Below are 1,636 nucleotides of genomic sequence, written 5' to 3' on the forward strand. Positions count from 1 at the left end.
GGACATTTTGAATGTCAGCAAACTTTTGCTGGTGTTCGGCAATGCTAGGTTTTCGGACTCTAGTTAGATATTTCTGATTCGCTCCTTCGGGAGTGTTTCGAGAGTCTTCAACGGAGAGTTTGATTCTGGCTCAGGACGAACGCTAGCGGCGTGCTTAACACATGCAAGTCGAGCGGTAAGGCCCTTCGGGGTACACGAGCGGCGAACGGGTGAGTAACACGTGGGTGATCTGCCTTGCACTTCGGGATAAGCCTGGGAAACTGGGTCTAATACCGGATATGACCATGGAATGCATGTTTTGTGGTGGAAAGATTTATCGGTGCGAGATGGGCCCGCGGCCTATCAGCTTGTTGGTGAGGTAACGGCTCACCAAGGCGACGACGGGTAGCCGACCTGAGAGGGTGACCGGCCACACTGGGACTGAGACACGGCCCAGACTCCTACGGGAGGCAGCAGTGGGGAATATTGCACAATGGGCGAAAGCCTGATGCAGCGACGCCGCGTGCGGGATGACGGCCTTCGGGTTGTAAACCGCTTTTGACAGGGACGAAGCGCAAGTGACGGTACCTGTAGAAGAAGGACCGGCCAACTACGTGCCAGCAGCCGCGGTAATACGTAGGGTCCGAGCGTTGTCCGGAATTACTGGGCGTAAAGAGCTTGTAGGCGGTTCGTCGCGTCGTTCGTGAAAACTTGGGGCTCAACCTTAAGCTTGCGGGCGATACGGGCGGACTAGAGTACTTCAGGGGAGACTGGAATTCCTGGTGTAGCGGTGAAATGCGCAGATATCAGGAGGAACACCGGTGGCGAAGGCGGGTCTCTGGGAAGTAACTGACGCTGAGAAGCGAAAGCGTGGGTAGCGAACAGGATTAGATACCCTGGTAGTCCACGCCGTAAACGGTGGGTACTAGGTGTGGGGCTCCTTCCACGGACTCCGTGCCGTAGCTAACGCATTAAGTACCCCGCCTGGGGAGTACGGCCGCAAGGCTAAAACTCAAAGAAATTGACGGGGGCCCGCACAAGCGGCGGAGCATGTGGATTAATTCGATGCAACGCGAAGAACCTTACCTGGGTTTGACATACACCGGAAACCTGCAGAGATGTAGGCCCCCTTGTGGTCGGTGTACAGGTGGTGCATGGCTGTCGTCAGCTCGTGTCGTGAGATGTTGGGTTAAGTCCCGCAACGAGCGCAACCCTTATCTTATGTTGCCAGCGCGTAATGGCGGGGACTCGTGAGAGACTGCCGGGGTCAACTCGGAGGAAGGTGGGGACGACGTCAAGTCATCATGCCCCTTATGTCCAGGGCTTCACACATGCTACAATGGCCGGTACAGAGGGCTGCGATACCGTGAGGTGGAGCGAATCCCTTAAAGCCGGTCTCAGTTCGGATCGGGGTCTGCAACTCGACCCCGTGAAGTTGGAGTCGCTAGTAATCGCAGATCAGCAACGCTGCGGTGAATACGTTCCCGGGCCTTGTACACACCGCCCGTCACGTCATGAAAGTCGGTAACACCCGAAGCCGGTGGCCTAACCCCTTGTGGGAGGGAGCCGTCGAAGGTGGGATCGGCGATTGGGACGAAGTCGTAACAAGGTAGCCGTACCGGAAGGTGCGGCTGGATCACCTCCTTTCTAAGGAGCA

General features: G+C 56.7%; 1 rRNA gene. It reads left to right on the forward strand.

Going from position 1 to position 1,636, the window contains the following annotated elements:
- Positions 1-107 precede the first annotated feature (107 nt).
- Positions 108-1,626 (forward strand): 16S ribosomal RNA (locus tag WA675_RS27225).
- Positions 1,627-1,636: the final 10 nt, after the last annotated feature.

Source organism: Nocardia sp. SSK8 (assembly GCF_037034205.1).
Classification (GTDB): domain Bacteria; phylum Actinomycetota; class Actinomycetes; order Mycobacteriales; family Mycobacteriaceae; genus Nocardia.